General features: G+C 43.1%; 17 protein-coding genes. 8 read left to right on the top strand and 9 right to left on the bottom strand.

The features are described 5' to 3' along the window. Positions 1–26: 26 nt before the first annotated feature. From MusilaSJ_RS08360 to MusilaSJ_RS08350, 3 genes are all read right to left on the bottom strand, one after another. Positions 27–3,062 (bottom strand): glycosyltransferase family 117 protein, encoded by a 3,036-nt coding sequence (locus MusilaSJ_RS08360; protein WP_274989544.1) that lies wholly within the window; start codon positions 3,060–3,062, stop codon positions 27–29. Positions 3,063–3,186: 124 nt separating this feature from the next. Beyond that, a complete protein-coding gene (locus MusilaSJ_RS08355; RefSeq protein ID WP_274989543.1) occupies positions 3,187–3,468 on the bottom strand; it encodes a type II toxin-antitoxin system YafQ family toxin in 282 nt (93 codons plus the stop codon). Positions 3,469–3,475: 7 nt separating this feature from the next. Next, positions 3,476–3,673, bottom strand: a complete 198-nt coding sequence (locus tag MusilaSJ_RS08350) for a type II toxin-antitoxin system RelB/DinJ family antitoxin (protein ID WP_090523834.1) — start codon at positions 3,671–3,673, stop codon at positions 3,476–3,478. 185 nt (positions 3,674–3,858) lie between these two features. Here MusilaSJ_RS08350 and MusilaSJ_RS08345 point away from each other — a divergent pair, with 185 nt between their 5' ends. The 3 genes from MusilaSJ_RS08345 to MusilaSJ_RS08335 all read left to right on the top strand — a co-directional run bounded on the left by MusilaSJ_RS08345 (position 3,859) and on the right by MusilaSJ_RS08335 (position 5,422). Next, positions 3,859–4,644: a mechanosensitive ion channel family protein gene (locus MusilaSJ_RS08345; RefSeq protein WP_274989542.1), complete on the top strand. Its 786-nt coding sequence runs from the start codon at positions 3,859–3,861 to the stop codon at positions 4,642–4,644. Positions 4,645–4,655: 11 nt separating this feature from the next. Continuing rightward, complete coding sequence (locus MusilaSJ_RS08340; RefSeq protein WP_274989541.1) at positions 4,656–5,159, top strand: inorganic diphosphatase; 504 nt, start codon at positions 4,656–4,658, stop codon at positions 5,157–5,159. A gap of 80 nt (positions 5,160–5,239) precedes the next feature. Continuing rightward, the gene (locus tag MusilaSJ_RS08335) at positions 5,240–5,422 is read left to right on the top strand and encodes a hypothetical protein (RefSeq protein WP_274989540.1); all 183 of its coding nucleotides are present in this window, start codon (positions 5,240–5,242) and stop codon (positions 5,420–5,422) included. Between the two features lie 80 nt (positions 5,423–5,502). On the opposite strand, the gene MusilaSJ_RS08330 is transcribed toward MusilaSJ_RS08335, so the two are convergent. Then, on the bottom strand, positions 5,503–5,904 hold the full coding sequence (locus MusilaSJ_RS08330) for a winged helix-turn-helix transcriptional regulator (RefSeq protein WP_176623382.1): 402 nt from the start codon (positions 5,902–5,904) through the stop codon (positions 5,503–5,505). 92 nt (positions 5,905–5,996) lie between these two features. Here MusilaSJ_RS08330 and MusilaSJ_RS08325 point away from each other — a divergent pair, with 92 nt between their 5' ends. After that, positions 5,997–6,353 (top strand): DoxX family protein, encoded by a 357-nt coding sequence (locus tag MusilaSJ_RS08325; RefSeq protein ID WP_274989539.1) that lies wholly within the window; start codon positions 5,997–5,999, stop codon positions 6,351–6,353. Between the two features lie 69 nt (positions 6,354–6,422). Here MusilaSJ_RS08325 and MusilaSJ_RS08320 read toward each other — a convergent pair whose 3' ends face one another. Next, a complete protein-coding gene (locus MusilaSJ_RS08320) occupies positions 6,423–6,644 on the bottom strand; it encodes a hypothetical protein (protein ID WP_274989538.1) in 222 nt (73 codons plus the stop codon). 186 nt (positions 6,645–6,830) lie between these two features. Continuing rightward, positions 6,831–7,706: a glycoside hydrolase family 25 protein gene (locus tag MusilaSJ_RS08315; RefSeq protein ID WP_274989537.1), complete on the bottom strand. Its 876-nt coding sequence runs from the start codon at positions 7,704–7,706 to the stop codon at positions 6,831–6,833. 331 nt (positions 7,707–8,037) lie between these two features. Here MusilaSJ_RS08315 and MusilaSJ_RS08310 point away from each other — a divergent pair, with 331 nt between their 5' ends. Further along, positions 8,038–8,694, top strand: a complete 657-nt coding sequence (locus MusilaSJ_RS08310; RefSeq protein WP_274989536.1) for a phosphatase PAP2 family protein — start codon at positions 8,038–8,040, stop codon at positions 8,692–8,694. A gap of 171 nt (positions 8,695–8,865) precedes the next feature. On the opposite strand, the gene MusilaSJ_RS08305 is transcribed toward MusilaSJ_RS08310, so the two are convergent. After that, positions 8,866–10,269 (bottom strand): hypothetical protein, encoded by a 1,404-nt coding sequence (locus MusilaSJ_RS08305; RefSeq protein ID WP_274989535.1) that lies wholly within the window; start codon positions 10,267–10,269, stop codon positions 8,866–8,868. A 328-nt stretch (positions 10,270–10,597) separates the two neighbouring features. On the opposite strand from MusilaSJ_RS08305, the gene MusilaSJ_RS08300 reads away from it, so the two are divergent. Both MusilaSJ_RS08300 and MusilaSJ_RS08295 read left to right on the top strand, forming a co-directional pair. Further along, on the top strand, positions 10,598–11,407 hold the full coding sequence (locus tag MusilaSJ_RS08300; protein ID WP_274989534.1) for a patatin-like phospholipase family protein: 810 nt from the start codon (positions 10,598–10,600) through the stop codon (positions 11,405–11,407). A gap of 51 nt (positions 11,408–11,458) precedes the next feature. Beyond that, positions 11,459–11,863 carry a VOC family protein gene (locus MusilaSJ_RS08295; RefSeq protein ID WP_274989533.1) on the top strand — a complete coding sequence of 135 codons (405 nt, stop codon included), beginning with the start codon at positions 11,459–11,461 and terminating at the stop codon, positions 11,861–11,863. 89 nt (positions 11,864–11,952) lie between these two features. Here MusilaSJ_RS08295 and MusilaSJ_RS08290 read toward each other — a convergent pair whose 3' ends face one another. Then, positions 11,953–13,272 (bottom strand): SGNH/GDSL hydrolase family protein, encoded by a 1,320-nt coding sequence (locus tag MusilaSJ_RS08290; RefSeq protein WP_274989532.1) that lies wholly within the window; start codon positions 13,270–13,272, stop codon positions 11,953–11,955. Positions 13,273–13,291: 19 nt separating this feature from the next. Further along, complete coding sequence (locus tag MusilaSJ_RS08285) at positions 13,292–14,515, bottom strand: OmpP1/FadL family transporter (RefSeq protein WP_274989531.1); 1,224 nt, start codon at positions 14,513–14,515, stop codon at positions 13,292–13,294. A 216-nt stretch (positions 14,516–14,731) separates the two neighbouring features. Here MusilaSJ_RS08285 and MusilaSJ_RS08280 point away from each other — a divergent pair, with 216 nt between their 5' ends. Beyond that, entirely contained in the window at positions 14,732–15,619 is an 888-nt protein-coding gene (locus tag MusilaSJ_RS08280; protein ID WP_274989530.1) for a helix-turn-helix domain-containing protein, read from the top strand. Positions 15,620–16,072 lie beyond the last annotated feature (453 nt).

The following is a 16,072-nucleotide window of genomic DNA, read 5'->3' as shown; positions in this document are numbered from 1 at the left end:
CCCCATGGTAAATATATGTTGGTTGTTTAGAGCTGGAGAATACTTTTAAACTTTTCGGCATAATCATTAAGCTGGGCAACTAATTGTCCGCTTAGTTCTTTTTGATTGCCGTTATGGGTGATGGCAACCATGTTGTTCAGCAGTGACATACTTATCTGTACATCGCGCGGGCTTAACCGGCCTGTATCCTTTTGTAATTGATGGTAGTTATAATCAAGCTTATCGGTTAGGTAGCTATTAACACTTTTAATGAGTTTATTGCCCAGTTTGGCATAGTCCAGCTTATACGAGGTATCGGCCATTGTTATTTTACCCTGGGCAGCCATAAAGTTAGGGTTGATGTCGGGCATCACTTCTTCATACTTATGCAATGCATTAAGTGCAAGGTTTGGGTGACCATCTTTTAATAACCCTGCCGAAAGATCAGAAAAAGTTGATACCAGTTGCGGATAAAATACCTGGGTTGATTGTTGGTCGAGATATCTGGCTGTTTTAAAATTGCCGAATTTAAACTTGTTCATCACGTTGCTGTACATCACCAGGCTGTTTGTTTTTGAAAGCTGATCGGCTAACGATGAATCTGTTTTGAAAGGCAGCAGGCGGTAGGCAAAGCCTTCCTGGTAAAGGTAAGGCTGCAAACCAACCATGCTCGACTGACTGATGGAGGTGGTAAAGCAGATAGGCCGTTTCCAGTCATTGTGCGCCAGTATATCAATCATGGCAAGGTTTTCTTTAGTGATATAATTAGGAGGGAATTTCCATTTCATGGTATCCGTTAGCATGCCTTTTTGCTCAGGTGTAATAACCTTATTTTTCATTACATCATCGGCATTAACCGCCAGCTTGAAGTTTTTGGTAGGCAAATAATTTTCGGTGGTGCCGTTGGTATATTCAACATGCGTACGTTTATCATCCGAAGTAATGAAATCAAAGATATCTTTGACATCAGTGTAGCCCGGTATTTTGGCATCATTATACCTGATCACATCACGGGTACCCAGCTTGTATTTATCAAAGCTCATGGTGATGGGCAGCGCATCGGCCTGGTTTATTTTACGCTGCATTTGCTTTACCGACCAGTCGGCGCTTAACAGGCTCAGGTTTACGATGCGTACATCCGGCCGGATGTTTTCTACCTCCTGGTCGTACCATAACGAGTAGGTGTCGTTATCGCCTAAATCAAACAAAATAGCATTTTTAGGGCAGGACATCAAGTAATTGTAAGCCATGTCATGCGCCGCCATTTTGGTTGAGCGGTCGTGGTTTTTCCATTCCTTACTGGCCAGTAAAACAGGGCCAACAATAGTACAAATAACCATAGCCCCAATGGTGGCAAACCGCGGACTGATTTTTTTAGGTATCATGTCAATCAGCGCTATCAATCCTAAACCAATCCAAATAGCAAAGGCGTAAAATGAGCCTACGTACGAGTAATCGCGCTCACGGGGTTGTACCGAAGGCTGATTAACATACAACACAATTGCCAGCCCGGTGAAAAAGAATAACAGGGTTATTATCAGGGCATCTTTCCTTCGTTTTTTGAAGTGATAGAACATGCCAAGCAAGCCAACCATTAATGGCAGGGCGTAAAGGGGCGTATAGGTAACATCATTCAATATAAACTTTGGTGTATTGGAGGCGTTGTTGAACAAGCCCGATGTCCAGTTGCCGCCGATGCCGTTTATATTGGTTTGGCCTTCCATATCATCATCGTTGTAGCGGCCAACAAAGTTCCACATAAAATAACGCCAGTACATCTGGTACATTTGCCAGCTGAACATCCACCTTAAATTATCCGAAAAGGTAGGCGTGGCATTATCGCTCAACTGCAGCCAGTCGCGGTAAAACTGCACGTCCTGGGCATAGGTGGTATTCTCCTCTGTCGACCACATGCGGGGCAGAATGCTGGTGTGGTCATAAACATAATTAGGCTTATTATAGGCTACCTCGTATTTGCTGTTTCCTTTACGATAAAGCGGTGTGCCATCTGTAACATCTGTTATTTTAGCATCAAAGTATGGGCCCTTAAGTAAGGGAGTTTCGCCGTATTGGGTACGGTTAAGGTACTCATACATCGTAAACGCGTCGCTGGGGTGGGAGTTGTTAAGATTGGTACCTGCCGAAGCCCTGATAGGGATATAAACAAAAGAACTGTAACCAAAGTAAACAAACACAATGCAAAGCAGGCCTATATTTAAAAGATGTTTCTGCTTGCGGATGCTGTACCGGATCCCGGCGATAAGCAAGCCGATGATCAGCAAAAAAAAGAACAAAACGCCGCTGCCAAAACCAAGTCCAAGACTGTTTACAAAAAACAGATCGAACCGGGCCGCGAGACCAATGGTATATCCCCTTATCCCGAACTGAACGAAGGCCAGGATCAGGATGCTCACGGCAAATGCTATCAGACCGCTTTTAATATTGATGTTTTTATGCCTGCGGAAATAATAAACCATTACCAAAGCCGGTATGGTTAATAAATTAAGCAGGTGAATGCCGATAGAAAGGCCGATTATATAAGCTATAAAAACCAGCCACCTGTCGGCACGTGGTTCATCAGCGATGGCATCCCATTTTAAAATAGCCCAGAATACTATAGCTGTACATAATGACGACCATGCAAAAACAATGGTTTCAACTGCCGAAAACCAAAAGGTATCGGTAAAAGTAAATGCAAGGGCGCCGGTTAACCCGGCACCCATTATTTGTAAGGTTTGGGTTGTATTAACAGGGGTGTTTTTTATAGCAAGGAGTTTTTTGGCAAGGGCGGTTATGCTCCAAAATAAAAACATAATGGTAGCCCCACTGGCCAATGCCGAACCCAGGTTGGTAAAGTAGGCAACTTTTGTCCTGTCGCCCATTGAAAGGAGGGAGAAGGCCTTACCTATCATGGCAAAAAGAGGGTAGCCCGGTTGGTGCGATACCTGGAGTTTATAGGCGCAGGAAATAAATTCGCCGCAGTCCCAAAAGCTTACAGAGGGCTCTAAAGTTAAGACGTAAGTAAGGGATGCAAGGGTAAAACAAAGCCAGCCCAAAAGGTTATTGATCTTGTTGTAGCTCATGATAAAGTGTAAAAGTTTTTTTCAAATAGTTAATACCAAATTAGGGCTTAAAATTGGTAACGTATTGAAATTTAACACTTTTAACATTTGTTAACACTTGGAGGGCTGAAGTGTTAAATGGTTGTTAAAACAGATCTGAATGAGTTTCGGTGCGCACTAATTCTAAAAGATTGATCTGTTCATTCTCACCCCAGATCAGTAGTAGGTCGGGCTTTACATGGCATTCCCAATAGCCTTTGTAGCTACCACTTAACTTATGGGCTTTATGTTTTTTGTCGAGGCCCATATGACCTTTGTTGGCGAGTATGGTAATTACGTTCTGCAACAGCTGAAAATCGTTAAGCGAACGCTTTTTAAGTAATTTTAAATCTTTGAGGAATTTGGTTGAGGTGACGATCCCGAACATGATCAAATTAGATACTTTTGAACAGTTCGTCTACACTTTTGAATTTTTTGCCTTTGCCTGCTTTTAACTCGTCCATAGCGGCAATAGTTTCGGCATTAGGTGTTTTGTTCTCTTTTTTTACTTTAATAGTTACACCCAATTCTTTCAGGATATCCTTAACCAAACGTGTTTTATTATCAGGAACAATTATCTCGAGTGTTTGCATATACAAAAATAATCAATAATCTGCTTAATTAATAGGCTTATGCTGTTGTTTATCGCAGATGTTAAGCTGTTGTTTTATAGTTTTTTAATTGATGAAAGAAATGCTGACGCCATTAAAACAAACCCTTCCCCTAAATATGCGTTAAGCATAGGTGGTTTTTATGCGGAAGCTAAACGATTTGTTTTATGAAGATTGAAAAGTTTTATGAACAGGTATACATTTGGGTGATCCGTTATGCACCCAGTTTTTTGATTGGGCTGGTGGTTCTATTCATCGGCCTTTGGCTCATTAACCTGCTGCTGAAATGGTGGCAGGCCCATATGCAAAAAAAGGAAATAGACCCAACCATAAAACCGTTTTTGCAAAGTCTTGTAGGGGTTATATTGCGTGTATTGCTGATTTTAGGAGTTGTGCAGATCATGGGTGTGCCTATTACCTTGTTTACAGCACTCGTAGGTGCTTTTGGTGTAGCGGCGGGTTTGGCACTTTCGGGTACATTACAAAATTTTGCCAGCGGAGTGCTCATACTGCTGCTCAAGCCCTTTGTTGTGGGCGATAATATTATAGCCCAGGGCCTTGAAGGAACGGTTACTGCTATCCAGATCTTTTATACCGTTGTTAAAACCTTTGATAACCGGATAGTTATTATGCCCAACAGTAAGCTCTCAAACGAGGTGATCATCAACATTAGCAGGGAAGGTACCCGCAGGCTTGATATCGAACTGAAGTTTACCAATAATATTGATTTTAATGAGGTGAAGTCGGTCATCAACTCCTCTATCGATAAATCAAAGAACATATTGGAAACTCCGGACAGGAGGATAGGTATTGCCGGTTTAGATCCTGATGGTTATAGGGTAGGGGTTAATGTTTGGGTTCACGCGCATGGTTTCCAGGATACCAAACTGGCCGTACAGGAAAACATTTTGCAGAACTTGAAAGCTTCCGGGGTTAAAATACCAGGTTTATAAAACATGTACGCATGGATAATTTAGAAAATAAGATCACGGTGATTGTTGAAACGCCGAAGGGCTGCGGCCACAAGTATGATTATGATGCTACCACAAATCAGTTCAGGCTTAAAAAGCTACTGCCTGCCGGTATGGTTTTTCCTTTTGATTTTGGTTTTATCCCCAATACAGCTGGGGGCGACGGCGATCCAATGGATGTGCTGGTCATATCGGAGATCAGTACTTTTCCGGGCTGTGTGATAGATTGCCGGCTAATAGGGGCTTTTAAGGTAGAGCAAGCCGGTCTGGATGGGAAACGCTACCGGAACGACAGGTTGCTGGCAGTGCCGGTTGTATCAAAAATTTTTACCGGTTTGCATGATGCCGCGCAACTGCCGCACAGCCTTACCGACCAGATAGAGGCTTTTTTTACAAACTACAACCGTCTTGAATCTAAAGAATTTAATTTGATGGAACGCCTTGGTGCAGAGGGAGCTATGGAACTTCTTAATAATGCAACTGCTGGTAATGGATAGTTCGGGTCAATTTTATAAAACCCAATTACTGTTTGCTTGTAGTAACTATATTAACATTGTTGAATTTAAATATAGCTACTATGAAAGGTCAACAGCATTTTAAGAATAACACCGATGCACAGGGCAAACCAACTGCCGATCGTGCCTTTGCTAACCACAATGATGCCCAGAAGCAAAAAGGCATCAGTAATGCGGGCGGGCAGCGATCCGATCAAACATCACGCCGGGATAGCGCTCATCACCCCGAGAAGAAGAAAGCGTAATGTTATTATTTATAAAAGCGCTTTTGCTTACCAGGCAAAGGCGCTTTGTGCATCTAAATTCTGAAGAGCTATTTACCACATTATAATGAAACTGCCATGGCTTTTTTGGCATCGGCTTCAGCCCGGCTCATTTGTTTAATATGCTCACGATGGTTCATGCCCCATTCGCGTAATTCTGATACAACTTTGCCAAGCGTATCGGCATATTCGGTACGTTCATAAATTACAGTTACCGGCGTGGTATCATAAACAGTCCGTTTAACAAAGCCATTTAGTTCAAGCTCCCTTAACTCTTTCGAAAGTATTTTAGGCGTGATGCTTTCCAGGTCGCGCTGAAGTTCCTTAAACCGTTTAGGGCCGGTCATCAGGCTCACCAGCATCGGCAGCTTCCATTTACCGTTTACTACATAAAGCGTATCGCGTACTGCGGTTACAGAAGCTTTGCAGGTCTCTTTATTGTGAATTATTTGTTCGTTGTTCATACTTGCTATCCTCAACGATACCGGTATCCTTTAGGATAGTAGTATCCTTTTAATAGCAAAGGTAGCTAAGTTTGCGGCAAATAATTTATAAAATGAAAACTAAAATTTTTTACTGGATCCTGACAGCAATTGTAGCTTTAATGATGGCATTTTCATGCTATTCATACTTAACGAAACCCGAAATGGCTGCGGCCTTTCATCATTTAGGTTTCCCCGATTATTTCAGGGTTGAACTGGCAATAGCAAAGCTTATTGGTGCAATATTACTATTGGTACCTGTACCGGCAAGGTTAAAAGAGTGGACTTATGCAGGCTTTACCTTTGTATTTGTTTCGGCATTTATAGCGCATACCGCATCCGGTGATCCGGTGGCAAACCGTGCTATGCCGTTGGTGTTTCTGGCAATTTTGGGAGGATCGTATTTCTTTTACTATAAGAAGCAGAATTGAGTAAATGATGTTGTCGCTTTAAATAGAAGTGTTTTTAGAAAACTTTCCCAAGCCAATTGCTCAGTTTGGCTATCGCAATTTTCTTCTAAAAAGAACTTTTTCAATTTTGGTTGGAAAGGATTTACCTGATGAAGTAAAATACAATCGCCTCAAGCGAACTACTTCCGCCAGTCGTTCCGAAGGGCTTTTGCTGAGCCAAAATTCCACATCCAGCGTGTCTTCATCTTCTTTATGAACATGGCGAGCCGCCAAAACAATTTTTCTCTTGTACGCCATTTGTTTTTTTAACATCAATATACAGATTTATTGCATGTTGGAAAAGTAGATATTGACTTTTTATTGTATCTAATGCTTTTTGGCTAAAGCCCTTTTGTCTTCTTTATACTTCCGTCGGTTTTAACCGACGGTTTGTAATTTAAGGCGGCGGCTGGTTTTAGCCAAAATCGATGAGCAGTAATTTAACTAAGTAGATTTTACTTACGGTACCAGCAATTTCTCAAACGCTGTACTATCACCCTTAAACACATTAAAATCCACAACATGGTTAATGCCGTTAACATGGGCTTTATCTGAATGCTGCCAGAATTTCCAATTAGTTTTATTAGATACAAGCAGCTTGGGCTGGTAATAATGGGCAATCCAAAGGGTATAACCATCAAAGTACCCTTCCAGGTAATCCTGGTAAAATTTTAGGTTGGTGTAGATGATGGGCTTGATGCCAGTGCGGGTTTCAATTGTTTTGATAAAACTCTCTAATTGCTCACGCATTTTTTCGGGACTGGTACGATACAACCGTTCCACATCTACCACCATGGGCAGGTCGCCTTTTTCGGTTTTTACTGTTTGCAGGAAAAACTTGGCCTGCCATACACCGCTTTTTTGCGGCAGAAAAAAATGATAAGCGCCGCACATGATGCCCGCCTTCGGGGCCTCGCGCCAGTTGCGCTGAAAATAGGGGTCGACACTTAACACCCCTTCGGTAGCTTTTATAAATGCAAAACTGATGTGTACATCGCCCTCGCGCATGGCCTTTACCTGTTTCCAGTTAATGCGGCCCTGGTATGATGACACATCAATGCCATATACCGAATAACCGTCGGGAATGTGGATAGCAAAGTTCTTGTATTTTCGGTAATGGGTGTCTTCGCCGGAGTCCATGATCCACCGCCAGGTGGCACTGCCGAATTTTAAAATATAGCCATAATAAAAAGGGGAGAGCAGGATAAGCAGCAAAGCGCCTATAGCCACCATCCATTGCGCGGATAGGCCGGCCTGCTGTTTTGCTTTGCCTGCCGGTTTTTTACGGGCGGGCGCTTTCTTTCTTACAGGTGTTTTCTTTTCAGGTGCAGGCACGGGGTAAAATTACGAAATGAACCCGGATTTGAGGGGATTTTTCAGATTACGCGGATTTTTATCAACTGCTTTTGATTTGATCGGTAAATCTGTTTCTGAGCAATTCCTTGTGTAAGGAACAACTCAAAACCCTGCCAATCCGATCTGTTTGCTAAATCCCGTACCGGAAAACTTCTACATAAATGTTTTGCGAGCTTTTATGGTTTCTCAATCTGCGAGGATTTAAAAGCGATTTCCGTGCATTAATAAACCGGCATTCAAACCATCTATACAGAATGGCTATATTAGTAGCATGATCTGCCAAAGCCGAGAAGTTATGTATCCATCGCTTATGAAAAAAATCTTCCCGCTTAAATTCCTGGCAGTTTTAATTCATTTGCAGGGCTTGTTTATCGGCTTTTCAAATCAAGCTTTCGCCCAGGCCGATTCGGCGAGGGTTACAATAAACAGTCCGGCATTTATCCCCCCGGCTGTTCAGCGCTGGGATGATCGTGTAATGATCGATCTCCAAAATCAGCGAACACCCGGACAAACCGGTTTTTTCATGTTCCTGAGTAAAAACGTCTTGTATGGCGATATCGGGATTCCGGCGGGCTTACTGGTAGGAGGTATTGCAAGTAACAACAAAGAAATGCGCCAAAACGCGGGTTATGTGGCCAGCAGTACGGCCATATCATACGGTTTTATGCTGCTGATCAAACACCTGGTGAAGCGGCCGCGGCCATTTATACAAAATATCAATATTACGCCGGTTTACCGGGCGGGCGGTACCTCGTTCCCATCGGGGCATACTTCGTCAAGTTTTGCTACAGCTACGGCTTTATCGGTCGCCTACCCTAAATGGTATGTGATAGCGCCATCTTTCTTTTGGGCAGGGGCTACCAGTTATTCAAGAATGTATCTCGGTGTTCATTATCCTACTGATGTGGCTGCCGGGCTAACATTAGGGGTGAGCAGTGCGGCGACTATGTCGTTTTTGAAGAAGTAGGAGTAATTTATTTCTGAAAATCTTTTAATTATGATTTAACAGGTATCTTTAGTTATCAATTTGTCGGATATATGATTGCCATACTTGATTTTTTAGCTGGATTATTATTCACCGACTGGAAGCGCATCCGCAGGCTTAAATGGAACCGCAACAGCTAATATACACTCAGCTTCACGGTATTTTCCAGCTATCATCTGTCAAAACAGGATTAAATTCGATAGAGGTTGTGTTTGACACCAGTTTGTTTTTTCCGTCGGATGACTCGGTGGTAGCAGGGTAGGTGATACCATTGGCTTTTGTGAAATCTTTGTATATAGAAATATTAGGAGGCGCCGAATTGATGGAGTAAGCATTCCCCTTTAGACTATAATCACTGCCGACAAGGTAAATCACTTTATTCTTATTTCTATAAAAGGTGATGACATAATCATTTCCTGATGCTGATACCGTACCGGTAAGGAAAGAGCTGTTCAGTTTTTTATGCAAGCCCAGGATCCCCTGGTACAGGCTTAAGGTTAGTTCGTCTTGTTCATCCTGCGTTAAAGGCTTTTTTGTACCGTTCATCCATTGCCAGCCCTCGTTTTTGTTCAGCTGTTTTATCAGTAGCAACTTCCCGTTCTGCCTTACCTCTGCACGGATCCTGTTATTAACGATATCGGTTAAAGCGATAACCTGCATGTTACCTGTTACGGTAGCCGTTTCCCTAACAGTTGTTAACTTGTCTATGTTTTCACCACCATATTGTGCCCTGAGCTGGGTAAGCAGGCTGGCCGGCGCAGGCATGCCGGTTGCTACAGGTTTACTTGTATTTGTTTTTGCACCAACGGTCGTTCTTTGTGTAATTGCAGGCTTTTCATTCTCATCCTCCTTCCTGAAATAGAATTCAGCATTCAATAAAACCAGGTCTTCCTCATTTGGGGGGCTGTAAAAAAAGCTTTGCCTGGCAATTGTCCCATTACCAAATGTTAAAGTTATTTCTCCGTCGCCCAACTTATAGGTTCCACTGGTTTTGCCGTCCTTTTCAAATCTACCGCCTACCGTGCCGCCTGTTGCATCTCCTGTAATACCTACAACACTTGAACGGTCGGTCGAAAAATTTCCTTTAGCATCAAAGTAGATCAAATCAGAGGAAAAAGCGCCCACTGCAGGCATTCCGGTGCCTATCCCCCCGCTGGATGAAGCGTTTCTTTTTTCATACACGCCGGCGGGAATGGTAGTCACTTTTTTAACCTTATGCAGGGTATGTTTTATACCTGCTGTGCTTTCGAGGTTACCATTAGCAGCCAGTTTATATTTTTTGCTCTCATTGCCGTTTTTGAACATGAGTTGTACAAGGTTGTTCTTAACCGTGTAAGAACCGCTTGTCTTTGTTTTCCAGTCGGTCTGGTTTAATGCGTTATTGAAAGTGCCATCGCTCCGGAAACTGATCACAATATTGTTGATCTGCATGCCGTCAAAAGGTGTGTTGTATAATTCGGCCCCAACATATACGCCATTAATCACCGGCGATTGAGCACAGGATGTAAATGTTTTTACAATAAGCAGGCACAGGAAGAGAAGAAGGTTTTTTGTCATCAGAAAAAGACCCGAAAAACTGTACCAAAGAACCTGTAGTAAAATTAATTTTTCGTTAAATCATTAAAAGATAGGGTGTTTCTTCACCGAGATAAGTACGCATATAATATATTGACCGATGGTATTTTCAATTGATAGCTAAAAAACAAGGGCGGCACCTCATTTGGTACAGTTGATGTATAGAAATTATGCCCTCTATTATCCGGAAAATAAATTAATAAAGTTGGATCATTAAAAAATTAACATTATTTAAATTAAAAAAATAATATCTTGACCTCAACGGTCAAATGATTTTTCCGGGTAATGGCCTGGTGATAACCTATATAAAATGAATACAAATATCGATCAAAACGGCTCAAGAAAGATAGGATTAGTGCTGTCTGGCGGGGGGGTAAGAGGGGTGGCCCATTTGGGGGTGATGCAGGCCCTAACCGATTATGGTATTAAATTCTCGCATATCTCGGGCACAAGTGCAGGTGCAATAGCTGCGGCTTTTTTTGCAGAGGGATATACCCCAAAAGAAATTTTACGCATCATTAAAGACAACAGCCTGCTTAAATTGCTGCGCCCGGCGTTTGGTAGCAACGGTTTGATCTCAATAACACATACCAGGGTATTGATCAATAAATATATTCCGCACAATTCCTTTCAAAGCCTCAAAACACGTGTTACCATTCCGGCGGTCGACATTGGAGAAGCAAAGCTGGTTTATTTTACCGAGGGCGAGTTGGATACAGCAATTTTAGCGTCATGCTGTTTGCCAGGCATTTTTAGGCCCATTATCATTAATAATCACATGTTTGTTGATGGCGGCATACTCAATAATTTTCCGGTTGAACCATTGGTGGGTAATTGTGACCTGATCATAGGTTCATGCTGTAACCATTTACCTGTTGTTTCAACAATTAAATCCTTTGTGAACCTGGTTGACAGGGCGGCCATGATAACGATTAATTCGGGCCTCAGCGCGCATAAAATGCTGTGCGATATAGTTATTGAGCCGCATGGTTTGGGTGGTTATGGCATTTTTGATACCGATGCCGCCGAAGAAATTTATATGATAGGGTATGAGGAGGGTTTGAAAACCATCCGTGCCAATGAAAAATTGAAGGAGATCATCCTTCCCCCAAAAAAGTAAAACCGCTTTTGAAAGGGTATAGTAATGTGACGTAAAAAGTAAAATATAACTATGAAAAAAGTAACGGGCCTTGGGGGCGTATTTTTTAAATGCGACGATCCGAAAGCGATGAACGAATGGTATGTTAAAACCCTTGGACTGCCCGCCAGCCAATACGGGACAACGTTTGAGTGGCGGCATGCCGATGATCCGTCGAAAATAGGCTCTACATCCTGGTGCACGTTTCCGCAGGATACCCAATATTTTAATCCGTCGGCTAAGCCTTTTATGATTAATTACCGGGTAGAAAATCTTGCCGCACTGGTAGATGAATTAAAAAAAGATGGCGTAACCATTATTGACGAGATTGCTGAATATGATTATGGCAAATTTGTTCATATTCTCGATCCGGAAGGGAACATTATTGAGCTTTGGGAGCCAGGCGATGAATCGGACCCGGATAATGTAGCGGGATAATTTAGTTCTAAGTCGAAAGTCTTAAGTCCTAAGTCAGGATTTACCCTCTATCGACTTAGAACTTAAGACTTCTGACTTAAGACTTAAAATCAAGGAAATTTAACCCCGTTATAATCAGATATATTTACCTGTGGTATTGATGAATTGTATTTGTCATTGATGGCTTTAATAAATTCATTGGCCACAATGGCATACCCGCGTGGTGTGAGGTGTACCCCATCCAGCGAGAACAAACCGCCGCTGATATAGTTGGAATTAACGCTTACGCCGTTAATCACCAGGCCATTCAGTTTAACATTTTGCAGAAAGGTATAGGCATCAAATACCGCCAGGCCTTTGGCTGCCGCTATAGATTTTATAGTGGTGTTATAAGAAGTTACATAATCCTCGGTAAGGGCAACCTCCTTTTCGTCAAGTACATATTGGTTATCTATCGGCGTATACGGCGTTAAACCGTAAGGCAGGTTGCCAACAGGAGTTGCAACCGGCTGCCCGATCTTGCTTGCGGGGAAGGTAAGTACGATAAGATCGTTAGGCGTTGCAGCACGAGGCGCATAAGTACTGCCCGAAACCAGCGCGTTAATATACAATGCTTTTGCATTCGGGTTGGCCTTTTGTACACCGGCCAGTATTGCAGAAACGGTGATGGTATTAAAATAAGGTATTGAGGTTACATCCGGTACGGTTGCAACTACGCCTTTCTGTCCCTTGGCAGTGAGGGTGTTGATCAATACATTATACAAGGCAGCAAAAGTATTTTTATCTGTCAGCACGTCGCCGGCCCCACCGGATGTGGCGTAGCTTAAAGCGTCATTGTTCCCCAGCCAGTTTGAGAAGAAAGTGAATGGCTTCGACATTACAAAATCAAGATAGGTGGTGGAGTTTGTTGGCGCGTTACCCGGCAGCAGTCGTTCAAAATACCCGTTAAGGTTGCCATAAGGTGCGTAGGTGATATGCATCAGCTTAATGCCGGGCACACCGTAATTATTGATATCGCCGGTGTATTTGGTATATAAAGTAACGTTTCCGAAGCCGGGTACAGGCAATACGCCGCGTATGGCCAGGTTGGTAGTTACAGGAGTTGTAACCGGTGTGCCATCAGCATTAAACCCGGTGAGTGATAAATAGCCCGATCCGTTTGCCTGGGCGGTGCTGAATAGCGGCTGCGTAAATGCGCCACCACCAACCGATTGCATTTGCTTACCGATGATGCTGGGATAAGATACCTGCTGACCAGCAAGGTATAAGCCCCCGTCGGCATACCCGGCGGTGAGCGAATTACCTAACGAAATAAATCGTGAAAAATCAACAGTGCCTGATGAAGGTTTTGGAGTGTGGACCTCTGGCTTGCAGGCACCTAATAACAGCAACCCTGCAACAATATAAATATGTAGTTTAAACGTTTTCATGAACTGATTTCTTTAAGGATTACCAATGATAGGCTAATGAGATACCTGGTATATATACATCGGTTTTAAATGTTCCCGATAGCTGCGATTCGATATTGGTTTGGGTGCGTTGCATCAGGTGCTCATACTCAAAGGAGATATCTATATCCAGGTGTTTGGCTACGGTATAACCTAAGCCAAGGGTACCATAAACCCGGTTGGCATCCGGCACTTCGGGAGTTACATAGCCATCTAAAACAGCGGTGCCGCCATAGCCACCGCCAAAACGCAGGGCCAGTTTATCGGTAGCCTTATATTGAGCGCCCCCGCGTAAGCTAAACGCCTGTTGATAATTCCGGGCAGAGTGGGTATCCTGTAATACAGCCGTATTGTTTTTATAATCAAACGACAGGGTTTTATAACTATCCCAGTTAACCAGGTTAACATCCATGGCCAATATCCATTTGCTGTCGGGGTAAAAGCCGAAACCGATGGAGTTAGTGGCCGGCAGGGGTATGGTTGAGCTAAAAGTATTAGGCTGAGGGAAGCTGCTTTGCAGCGATGCAGGTACGGTAAAAAAGGCATTCCCCCCCGAAATGGTAGTGTTTACCTGGGATCGGTGTGTGATCCCTATGGTAATGCCTGCTTCTGTTTTGAAGTAAACGCCCGCGTTCCATCCGTAGCCTTTGCCGCTGCCTTTCAAGCGGGCCTGGCCAGCGTCGCCGCTGCTGTTTGCCAGCGGGATGGCCCGTGTCAGATCAACGCTGCCATGGTTGTAAACGAAGCCTCCGCCGATACTCATCCAGTCGGCAAGTTTTATACTTAATGTTGGCTGAATATAAATGGCTTTCAGGTCGAGGCTTTCCAGCACATATTTGCCTTGCCAGGTATTGCCCCAGTCGGTTAAGCCGCCAAAAGGAGTATAAACGCCAAGTCCCAGTTTCCAGAAGGAAGATTTGGGCCCCCATACCGCATAAGCATGGAACGGGGTAGCAACTTTATTAGAAGTATGGTCCTGTATTGAGGTTCCGGCGGGGTTGAAAACAGATTTGAACAGTAAAGGGCTTATTCCTCCCTGTATGTAATTTTCGGGCAGCATGGCTACCGCGCCCGGGTTAAAAAATACGGAAGCGCCATCCTGTACAATACCTGTACCTGTATGGCCCATTCCTATTTGCTTTTGCCCGCCCAGGTTCACCTGGAAACCCTGGGAAAAAGCTAACAGCGGTGCTGCGGTGAGCACCAATAGTAGAATTTTTCTCATAAAAATATAATTGGTTCGTGACAGGAAATTGCTTGTAGGTTACAACTTGTAACTGTCAGGGATAAAATTAGTTTGGATTAAAAAGAAAAAAAGGGCTATAATGCGGAGATATTAGTCAAAAAGTCGGATAAAGTTTATTTTTAATACCGGATAAGGAAAGTTGCTTTACAACCGTCTTTAATAAATACAATAGTTAAAATTATATATCTAAACTATATGAATAATAAGGTTGGACAATTAAGCCTGTTGAAATTTGCAGATCTGTATGCAGATAAGCTGGCTGGTGCCGATTTTTTTGTTGTTGACGAAAAGCAATTATTGAGCCTGAGCGAATATCCTTACCGTTCGGACGGTTATATTATAGGCATTTGTACACGTGGCACAGCCAAAGTAGAAGTGAACCTGCAGGTTTATGATGCCCGGCCGGATGCCATGCTTCTGGCAACCCCATTTCATGTTTTGAGGATCTACGATAGCAGTGCCGATTTTTTATGCCGGTTTGTTGTTTTCAGCAAAGCCTTTTTAATCGAAAATAACGCCAATAGCCATTTCCTTGAATCATTCAGTTATTTTAACAGCGCATCTATCCCGGTAATTTATCCGGACAATGCCGATGCCAAAATGATCCTGGAAATTTATTTATTGATCCAGCAAAAATTAGCGCGCGAAGGGCATCCTTATGATGTTGAAATATCCAGGAGCATTTTGATGACACTGCTTTATGAAATACAGGCCATTTACGAAAAGCAACACCTGATAATAAAAGGTAAACAAACCAGGAAACAGGAACTAAACGTGCTTTTCCAATCCCTCATTTTCCATCATTATAAAGAACACCGCAGCGTGCAATACTATGCCGACGCGCTGTATGTGTCTCCCAAACATTTAACCGAAACCATTAAGGAAGTAACCGGGCGAACCGCGGGCGAATGGATAGACGACGCGGTAATATTGGAAGCCAAAGTATTACTGAGGAATCACGAGATCAGCATCGCCCGCGCCGCCGAGAGCATCCATTTCCCCGACCAATCATCGTTTGGCAAATATTTTAAAAAGCATACCGGCATGTCGCCTTCTGACTATAGGGCGATATCTGCGCATTGATTGTTGTCGTTTAGACAAATACATCTCATTGCAAATAACGATCAGGGCACCCGGAAAAATCGTGATAACGTATAAAATATTTTTTAGCGATGGTGTGCAGGGGCCGCATTAGGGATTGCAGTGTAAAGCCCACAGCGCGGGTTGGGACTGTGGTCAGGAAAGGCGAGGACTTGTAACGGAAAGCCCGGGCCGCAGGCAATGCCCATATTATAAAATCGATTGAAAATATGCTTAATAATCAGTAATTTAAGATTGTTTCATTATAAGCGTAGCGCGGCAATCACACGGTAGCATAGCGGCCCTGTATAGTATGCGATTGCTTCGTCGTTCCTCCTCGCAATAACGTGGCTTTTCGAATACGTGAATGTTATTTCCGTAATATATTTAAGCCAATGGTAGTCTTTCCACCCTCCCACATCCCCTCTTCTTTCCGACTTTTTGACTAATATCTCC

Origin of the sequence: Mucilaginibacter sp. SJ (genome assembly GCF_028993635.1) — a bacterium.
GTDB lineage: Bacteria > Bacteroidota > Bacteroidia > Sphingobacteriales > Sphingobacteriaceae > Mucilaginibacter.
Note: the sequence above shows the minus strand (reverse complement) of the source record. Positions and strands in the feature narration are given on the sequence as shown.

Coding starts and splice junctions, on each gene's coding strand:
- MusilaSJ_RS08360 (WP_274989544.1), bottom strand. CDS start 3,062: ATGAGCTACAACAAGATCAATAACCTTTTGGGCTGGCTTTGTTTTACC.
- MusilaSJ_RS08355 (WP_274989543.1), bottom strand. CDS start 3,468: ATGTTCGGGATCGTCACCTCAACCAAATTCCTCAAAGATTTAAAATTA.
- MusilaSJ_RS08350 (WP_090523834.1), bottom strand. CDS start 3,673: ATGCAAACACTCGAGATAATTGTTCCTGATAATAAAACACGTTTGGTT.
- MusilaSJ_RS08345 (WP_274989542.1), top strand. CDS start 3,859: ATGAAGATTGAAAAGTTTTATGAACAGGTATACATTTGGGTGATCCGT.
- MusilaSJ_RS08340 (WP_274989541.1), top strand. CDS start 4,656: ATGGATAATTTAGAAAATAAGATCACGGTGATTGTTGAAACGCCGAAG.
- MusilaSJ_RS08335 (WP_274989540.1), top strand. CDS start 5,240: ATGAAAGGTCAACAGCATTTTAAGAATAACACCGATGCACAGGGCAAA.
- MusilaSJ_RS08330 (WP_176623382.1), bottom strand. CDS start 5,904: ATGAACAACGAACAAATAATTCACAATAAAGAGACCTGCAAAGCTTCT.
- MusilaSJ_RS08325 (WP_274989539.1), top strand. CDS start 5,997: ATGAAAACTAAAATTTTTTACTGGATCCTGACAGCAATTGTAGCTTTA.
- MusilaSJ_RS08320 (WP_274989538.1), bottom strand. CDS start 6,644: ATGTTAAAAAAACAAATGGCGTACAAGAGAAAAATTGTTTTGGCGGCT.
- MusilaSJ_RS08310 (WP_274989536.1), top strand. CDS start 8,038: ATGAAAAAAATCTTCCCGCTTAAATTCCTGGCAGTTTTAATTCATTTG.
- MusilaSJ_RS08305 (WP_274989535.1), bottom strand. CDS start 10,269: ATGACAAAAAACCTTCTTCTCTTCCTGTGCCTGCTTATTGTAAAAACA.
- MusilaSJ_RS08300 (WP_274989534.1), top strand. CDS start 10,598: ATGAATACAAATATCGATCAAAACGGCTCAAGAAAGATAGGATTAGTG.
- MusilaSJ_RS08295 (WP_274989533.1), top strand. CDS start 11,459: ATGAAAAAAGTAACGGGCCTTGGGGGCGTATTTTTTAAATGCGACGAT.
- MusilaSJ_RS08290 (WP_274989532.1), bottom strand. CDS start 13,272: ATGAAAACGTTTAAACTACATATTTATATTGTTGCAGGGTTGCTGTTA.
- MusilaSJ_RS08285 (WP_274989531.1), bottom strand. CDS start 14,515: ATGAGAAAAATTCTACTATTGGTGCTCACCGCAGCACCGCTGTTAGCT.
- MusilaSJ_RS08280 (WP_274989530.1), top strand. CDS start 14,732: ATGAATAATAAGGTTGGACAATTAAGCCTGTTGAAATTTGCAGATCTG.